The following is a 7,264-nucleotide window of genomic DNA, read 5'->3' as shown; positions in this document are numbered from 1 at the left end:
ATGGCACAGGCACAACGGCTCGCGGGCTATGGTCTAGACGTTTTGAAGAAGCTGTTTAGAATGAAATAGCCCTGGATGCGATCGTGTCTTTGGTTAACGGTTTGGAACTCAAGGGCGGGAATCCTGATACTTTGAAAGTTTACACCGATCGCTCTCAAATTCCTAATTATGCTTTGAGTGCGATCGCCACAGCAACTGCTTTGAAGATTGTGGTTAATTATCCTTCCCGCGATTGGCTTTCGCCGCAGCGGGACATTACCCGCGGTGAGATTTCGGCTTTGATTTACCAGACTTTGGTGGCGATTAATCGGGCAAAGGCGATCGATTCTCCTTATATTGTTTAATCGCAATTGGTTTGTATTGATTAGAATCGGCGGTTGAAACCGCTACTACACAAACAAAGTCCGCCTACGCGGACTGAAGAAATAACACGATTTATGTCGCTTGTAGTCGAGTCTAGATCCCTCGAATCCCCCTTAATAAGGAAAATTTTGACGACATTCTTGTTCCCCCCTTGTTAAGGGGGGTTAGGGGGGATCGAGAGGATTGTGACTCAGACAGAAGATTGATGCTATTAATTTACCCTCGCAAATCCGCCAAAGCTTTCAAAGCAAATTGTGGCAAAGCTAACATCCTGCGCCACCGCCAAGGTTCTTGATAAAGCCTATACAGCCATTCTAAATGATTGTCGCAAAACCAAGCCGGCGCGCGGGTTTTTGTTCCCGCCCAAATATCGAAACTTCCGCCCACTCCCACCCAAATTGACTGAGGGCAAAGGTGTCGGTGTTGGGCAATCCAAAATTCTTGGCGCGGCACTCCCAAGCCTACAAAAATCAGTTTAGGCTGCATTTTTTTGAGGCTTTCACGGAAGTCTTTCTCTTCATCTGCGGAAAGATAACCGTGTTGAGAAGCAATCGACAATCCGTTAACTTTTTGCTGCCAAGTTTCGGCAGCCGCCTCCGCAACTCCGGGGGAACCTCCAAAGAAAAATAGTGGTTCCGAATCAGGCAATTTTCCGGCTTGTTGCAGCAGCGATTCTGCTAATTCAATCCCCGGATAGCGCTGTGCCGGTTTGCCACGCAGCCGCAAGTACAGCACCACTCCCGAACCGTCGGGAATCACGAGTTCCGCTTTGCGGATTACATCTGCTAAGGCCTGATTTTGCTCGGCTTGCATGGCCATTTCAGCATTCAAAGTCACCACATGACTTCCTAACCCTTGATGCAGGCGCTCCATCAGCCAACCTGCATAATCATCTAATATGTGAACTGGTAGTCCCAGCACTGAAAATTGTGGGCGCGATCGATCCATATTTTTTTCTTTGAGATTCCTACACACCTAGTTATTTAAATTAGCTTAGATTGGCGATCAATGCTAGACTACTTTTGGACGCAAAAAACCCGGTTTGTGCCACAAAGATTCTGTTAAGTCATCATTCCGTGGCCCAGAAACCGGGTTTTTTGTACGCGGCGCGCAAGTCCATTAGAGTTAGCCTGCCAAGTGCGATCGAGCATTAGTGTTCGATTTTTTTAACAGAGCCGTCTGCGTACCATTCCATCGGTACTAGCTCAATTTTACCATTAATTTTCACTGTGGAGTAGACAATTTTTACGAAAGGAACGCTGTTGTTATTGTTGTTGTTGCGACTAGACATGGCAATTACCTTTTTGTGTTTGGATAACTTGAAAAATGAGCTAATATCGGATATATTTAAAAGTCTATTCACCGCAATTCGGCTCGCATCAGGAAAAAGAAGGAAAACGAAATGGCGATCGCAAAAACCCAGCGGCAAAGCAGGTTAGATTATTACTACCAACAAATCAAAAACATCATCCTCAAGCGCCAGAACCCAATTACTGGTTTGCTGCCGGCGAGTACCGCAGTTAACGCTCACGGCGACTACACCGATGCCTGGGTGCGCGACAACGTGTACAGCATTCTCGCGGTGTGGGGTTTGGGTTTAGCTTATCGCAAAATTGATGGCGATCAGGGCAGAACATTTGAACTCGAACAAAGCACAGTCAAACTGATGCGCGGCTTGCTGTTTGCGATGATGCAGCAATCGAGCAAAGTAGAACGTTTTAAAAATACTCAGTTGCCGCTAGATGCCTTGCACGCTAAATACAATACTCAAACTGGAAGTATTGTTGTCGGTGATGACAAGTGGGGACATTTACAGTTAGACGCTACATCTATATTCTTATTAATTCTTGCTCAAATGACGGCTTCCGGGCTGCACGTAATTTTTACAATTGATGAAGTCAATTTTGTGCAGAATTTAGTTTACTACATCGGTAGAGCCTACCGGACGCCGGATTACGGAATTTGGGAAAGAGGTCATAAAATCAATCGAGGCAATGCAGAATTGAACGCCAGTTCAGTTGGCATGGCCAAAGCAGCACTGGAAGCAATAAATGGGTTGGATTTGTTCGGTATTCAAGGTTCTCAAGCGTCAGTTATTCACGTTTTGCCAGACGAAATTGCCAGAAGTCGTATAACTTTGGAATCGCTTTTGCCTCGCGAATCTAGTTCAAAAGAAGTAGATGCCGCTTTATTGAGCGTGATTAGTTTTCCGGCTTTTGCTGTTGAAGACCGAGAATTAATAGAACGGACTCGAAATAAAATTATTGACAAATTGCAAGGAAAATACGGCTGCAAGCGGTTTCTGCGGGACGGACACCAAACAGTGTTGGAAGATGCCGATCGCCTGCACTACGAACCCACAGAATTAAGGCAGTTCGAGCACATTGAATGCGAGTGGCCGCTATTTTTCACTTATTTATTGTTGGACGGCATATTTCAGGGAAATCAAGCCCAAGTGCAGGAGTACCAGGAGCGTTTGGAATCTCTAGCAGTCGATCGCTCTGGTGTGCAGCTACTACCAGAATTGTACTACGTCCCCGCCGAAAATATAGAAGCAGAAAAGTTAAATCCCAGCAGCCAGCAGCGCTTGCCCAATGAAAATATCCCCCTAGTTTGGGCCCAAAGTTTGTATTTTCTCGGTCAATTGCTGAACGAAGGATTAATCGCAGTGGGCGATATCGACCCGCTGGGAAGGCATTTGTCAGTCGGCCCGCACAGAGAACCTTTAGTGCAAATTGCACTGTTAGCTGAAGACGAAGATTTGCAAGCAGAATTAGCCGCTAACGGCATTGCGGCACAAACCCCAAAACAGGTAGAACCAATTCAAGTCCGCCAGACTAAAGAATTATCAGCTATTTACACGCAAATTGGACGTAACGACCAATTAGGTTTAACCGGCCGCCCCGTGCGCCGTTTGCGGAGTTTAACAACTTCTCGGGTGTTTAAAATTCGCGAAGAGGCGATCGTATTTCTCCCCTCATTTTTGAATAGACAAGAGTTTTACTTAACTTTAGATTACCATTTTTTAGTAGCTCAAATCAAGAGCGAAATAGCTCAGATTCACCGCCACTGGTATCAGTTGGGACGCCCTACGGTAACGCTGATGCTGACTCACACGATGCTGGAAACCGGGCGGGAAGCGTTGTTAGAATTAATGAAGGAATTCCGGGATGGACACTGTAACAACACGCCAGTTAAACTCGGAAATCTTAAGCAGTTAATGCTGACTGCTGGCACCGAAAGAATTGATTTCATGCACGATTTTGAATTTACCGAATCTCCGGTGACAGGTGCAGTAGAAACGCGCAGCTATCTAACTTACAATCCTGAAAAAACTTGGCCGTTGGGTCACACGCAAGAATTTAAATTAGAGTGCGAAACTAATACTCAATTCTTGCTAACTAGCCTGCGCGATTCAGAAAATTTATACGAACAAATTGAGTTGCTGCACACGTTAGTTCGCCTCAAAGGATTAAATTTTGATACAGGATTTGGAGGGGCGGAAGAAACAGTTAAAGTTGTGGATTTGGTCAACGAAGTTTATACAAAAGCTGGAGAAAGTTCGCAATCAAAAATCCAATGGGCAGTCATCCGCCATGCCGCAGGTTTGCTGGACAAAGTTGATATCAGCTTGTCCGATGCGGTGACAGACATTTTGGTGAGGCAAAAACAGATTGCTGTGGGGAAAGCCTACAGCGAAGATTCGATAATTTCGCGGCCGGGTTCTTATACGGAAGTGATGGACAAAATTCGCCAATTCTGCGGAGAAGACATTCGCGATCGAGTTCTAACTCAAGAAGTTCTCATCTACCTCGGCCTGCTAATTAAAGCCGAACCGCAGTTATTTAAAGGCCTGCTGACGCTGAGAGTTAGCTACTTTATTTTGCTCTTAACAAGCGAATTAGCCCGCGAGTTAGGAGTTACGCAAAATGAAGCTTACGAATATTTAATGCAGCTAAGCCCTTTTGAAATCAAAAATCGCCTGCGCCAAGTGTTGACAGAATACGAGGAAATGAATCAAATCCTCAAACAGCAAGAATCCCTGCGCGTCAAACAGCCGGAAAAAGATATTGAATGGGTAGTAGCGCCAGTTTCTGAAGAAGCAACAATGCCTGGGGGAGGATGGCGCCGGAAGCGGCAAATGGAAGGTACAGTCAATCGCGTACCGAAGGATTTTTATCCGAGTGTTTGGGGACTCCTGCGGCACTGCAAAGGCTTGATAATTGGCGACAAATTAGAGCGGCGCAATCGGTTAGATAGCCATATCATTTTATCGGAAATGACCCCCGGCGAAAAGAATTTCGCGCTACAAATCGAGCATTTGCTGAATAAAATTGTCGCACCGGAATACCGACAAGTCAATATTGAGGCGCTGATGGAGTTGGCTGCGATCGCCCAGCGCAACCCTGAATTGCAAGTAGAAGAATACATCGTTTTAGATGTATTAGTCGGTCACGCAGTCCGGCTGAATTGGCAAGGAAAATACCCGGAAAGAGCGGGTAAATACGACGAAGATAAAGCGGCGGCTTGGCAAGCTTTTTACAATACTTCGCCTTACGTTTGCGCGAGTCACGTACTCGATGCTTTCCGATTCTTGACGAAGTTTGGATAGATTGAGTGCGGCTGGTTAATACAAGTCTCGATTGACCTGTTTGTAGTAACGACTTCCGTCCTTTCTTTGCCAACTCATCAGCAAGGGCTAAAGTCCTAACTACAAAGTTATTACATTTTTGCAACAAGTAAAGTAAACTGAATATTGGCAGTAAAATAATGTCAGCTATTAGCTCAATTACACGCGCCATCATCAAAGCATACTTAGAAGTTTTCATCGAAAACCTTGTCAATCAATACAGAGGACGGCTAATACCGAAACTTGATATTCCAGCAGCATATTTATCATGCAAATCCTCTACAGAGCAATCCGAACTATTACAAACTGCGCTCGTCCCGTCAGAGTTGCTCAGAATTAACGAGTTTGAAAGAGCTTTCAGCAGCAGCTTGGGCACAACTTATGAAGAATGTGCAAAACTCATTGCTTTGGAACATCACCAAGAAGCAAGCAGAAGCTATGAAATTTCTGGCGAAGTTAGCATAGAGGCTATCCATGAAATTGAGCGTCAGATAGCGCTATTTGAGCAGTCAGCCGACAAAAATGCAAATAAACCTGATTTTGAAGAAATGATAGAAGCTGTTCTTGAGACTCAAAAAACTAACCATTTAGTTAGGCGATCGGTCAAAGCAGATTTGTACGTGCTATCCCGTGACGGGAGGAAATTTTTCTTTGAAATTAAAGGGTCAAAACCCAACAAAGGACAATGTTTGGAGGTCATTCAACGACTGCTGAGATTTCATTTACTTTGCGGACAGTCTCGCCCCGCTGCTCAATGTTATTATGCTATGGCTTACAATCCTTACGGGCCAAATCGTTCAGATTATAAATGGTCAGTGGCAAGGAAGTATACGCCCTTTGAACAAGCTGTCATTATGGGACATGAGTTTTGGAATATTATAGGGGGAGAGACTGCCTACGAAGAACTTTTGGATATATATCAAGAAGTCGGGCGGGAGAAGGGTAAGTATATGCTTGATGCTCTTGCTTTTGGATTTTAGTAAAGTACAATTTTCATTACAGCAATATCTAAGCTTGAGGCTTAAACGTGTGATTAACAACAAACCGATAACTATTAGCCTCTTTACTGGAGCCTACGGTTTAGATTTAGGTCTAGAAAAAGCAGGATTTCAGACAGTAAGTTTAGTAGAAATCGAGCCGGATGCTACCAAAACAATCTCTCTAAATCGTCCTCATTTATCCTTATCTGCTCTACCGAGAGATATTTGCGAAGTCAGCGCCAAAACTTTATTAGAAGAAGGCGGACACATCTTAGGTTTAGATAGACCTCTACGCGCTGAAGAAGTAGATTTAGTGACTGGTGGCCCCCCGTGCCAACCCTTCAGCACAGCCGGAAAACGGGGGTCGGTTGGCGATCCGCGCGGCAGCTTATTTATGGATTTCATACGCATTGTTGACGAAATCAAACCGCGCTTTTTTATCATGGAAAATGTTAAGGGATTGCTGTCAGCTCCGATTCGACATCGACCTCACGATCGCAGAGGTTTAGATTTCCCGCAATTAGAACCAGATGAGATGCCAGGTGCAGCTTTACAAGTGATTTTGGCAGAGATGAAACGAATTGGTTATGAAGTTGTGTATGATTTGCTCAATACTGCTGATTACGGCGTTCCTCAAGTTAGAGAAAGAGTAATCTTTATTGGTTATAAAGGTAATGATTCAGTTACTTTGCCGCTCCCAAATTACAGTCAGAAAGGTACTGGTAAAAAACCCAAATGGCTGACGCTGCGAGAAGGATTAAAAGATTTAGTAGATTCTCAGCCCGAATTTGTCCCTTACTCAGAAAGTCGCCTCAAGTATTTGCGCCTGTTAACAGCAGGTCAAAACTGGAGGCATTTACCCAGCGAATTACAACAAGAAGCAATGGGAGGAGCTTATAAATCTGAAGGCGGTAAAGTGGGTTTTTATCGGCGCTTGGCATGGGATAAACCGTCGCCTACTGTCACCACGAGTCCTCATCAAAAGGCTACAGATATGTGTCATCCCGATGAATTGCGTCCTTTGAGTGTAAGGGAGTGCGCCAGAATTCAGACGTTTCCAGATGATTGGGTTTTTTATGGATCGACTGCTTCTAAATATCGGCAAATTGGGAATGCAGTTCCGGTATTATTGGGAGAGGCGATCGGTCAATACCTTTGTCAGGTAATTAAGGGCGATCGAGTCCCAGGACGAGAAATCATTCAACAGCTTTCTCTCAGGGTAAACGCATCTTAACTGGAACCCAAAATATGCTACAGTTAAATCCGACTAAGTTTCAATGTAGTTTGTTGT

General features: G+C 44.6%; 6 protein-coding genes. 4 read left to right on the top strand and 2 right to left on the bottom strand.

The window, feature by feature from the left end:
• Window positions 1–83: 83 nt before the first annotated feature.
• Window positions 84–344, top strand: coding sequence for an S-layer homology domain-containing protein (locus QUB44_RS29820; protein WP_333373297.1), 261 nt, complete (start codon window positions 84–86; stop codon window positions 342–344).
• A 235-nt stretch (window positions 345–579) separates the two neighbouring features.
• Here QUB44_RS29820 and QUB44_RS29815 read toward each other — a convergent pair whose 3' ends face one another.
• On the bottom strand, window positions 580–1,311 hold the full coding sequence (locus QUB44_RS29815; RefSeq protein WP_333373295.1) for a WecB/TagA/CpsF family glycosyltransferase: 732 nt from the start codon (window positions 1,309–1,311) through the stop codon (window positions 580–582).
• 202 nt (window positions 1,312–1,513) lie between these two features.
• Complete coding sequence (locus tag QUB44_RS29810; protein WP_333373293.1) at window positions 1,514–1,654, bottom strand: hypothetical protein; 141 nt, start codon at window positions 1,652–1,654, stop codon at window positions 1,514–1,516.
• A gap of 111 nt (window positions 1,655–1,765) precedes the next feature.
• Between QUB44_RS29810 and QUB44_RS29805 the strand changes: the two genes are divergently transcribed.
• The 3 genes from QUB44_RS29805 to QUB44_RS29795 all read left to right on the top strand — a co-directional run bounded on the left by QUB44_RS29805 (window position 1,766) and on the right by QUB44_RS29795 (window position 7,207).
• Window positions 1,766–4,975: a glycoside hydrolase family 15 protein gene (locus QUB44_RS29805; protein ID WP_333373290.1), complete on the top strand. Its 3,210-nt coding sequence runs from the start codon at window positions 1,766–1,768 to the stop codon at window positions 4,973–4,975.
• A 158-nt stretch (window positions 4,976–5,133) separates the two neighbouring features.
• Window positions 5,134–5,973: a TdeIII family type II restriction endonuclease gene (locus QUB44_RS29800; RefSeq protein WP_333373287.1), complete on the top strand. Its 840-nt coding sequence runs from the start codon at window positions 5,134–5,136 to the stop codon at window positions 5,971–5,973.
• A 49-nt stretch (window positions 5,974–6,022) separates the two neighbouring features.
• On the top strand, window positions 6,023–7,207 hold the full coding sequence (locus QUB44_RS29795; RefSeq protein WP_333373284.1) for a DNA cytosine methyltransferase: 1,185 nt from the start codon (window positions 6,023–6,025) through the stop codon (window positions 7,205–7,207).
• The last annotated feature ends 57 nt before the right edge of the window (window positions 7,208–7,264 follow it).

This window comes from Microcoleus sp. AT3-D2 (genome assembly GCF_036705715.1).
In the GTDB taxonomy this organism is placed as follows: domain Bacteria; phylum Cyanobacteriota; class Cyanobacteriia; order Cyanobacteriales; family Microcoleaceae; genus Microcoleus.
The sequence above is the reverse complement of the archived record's forward strand: the minus strand, read 5'-3'. Positions and strand labels throughout refer to the sequence as shown.

Excerpts from the sequence above, each read along its gene's own strand:
- QUB44_RS29800 (WP_333373287.1), top strand. The coding sequence starts at position 5,134 with ATGTCAGCTATTAGCTCAATTACACGCGCCATCATCAAAGCATACTTA.
- QUB44_RS29810 (WP_333373293.1), bottom strand. The coding sequence starts at position 1,654 with ATGTCTAGTCGCAACAACAACAATAACAACAGCGTTCCTTTCGTAAAA.
- QUB44_RS29815 (WP_333373295.1), bottom strand. The coding sequence starts at position 1,311 with ATGGATCGATCGCGCCCACAATTTTCAGTGCTGGGACTACCAGTTCAC.
- QUB44_RS29805 (WP_333373290.1), top strand. The coding sequence starts at position 1,766 with ATGGCGATCGCAAAAACCCAGCGGCAAAGCAGGTTAGATTATTACTAC.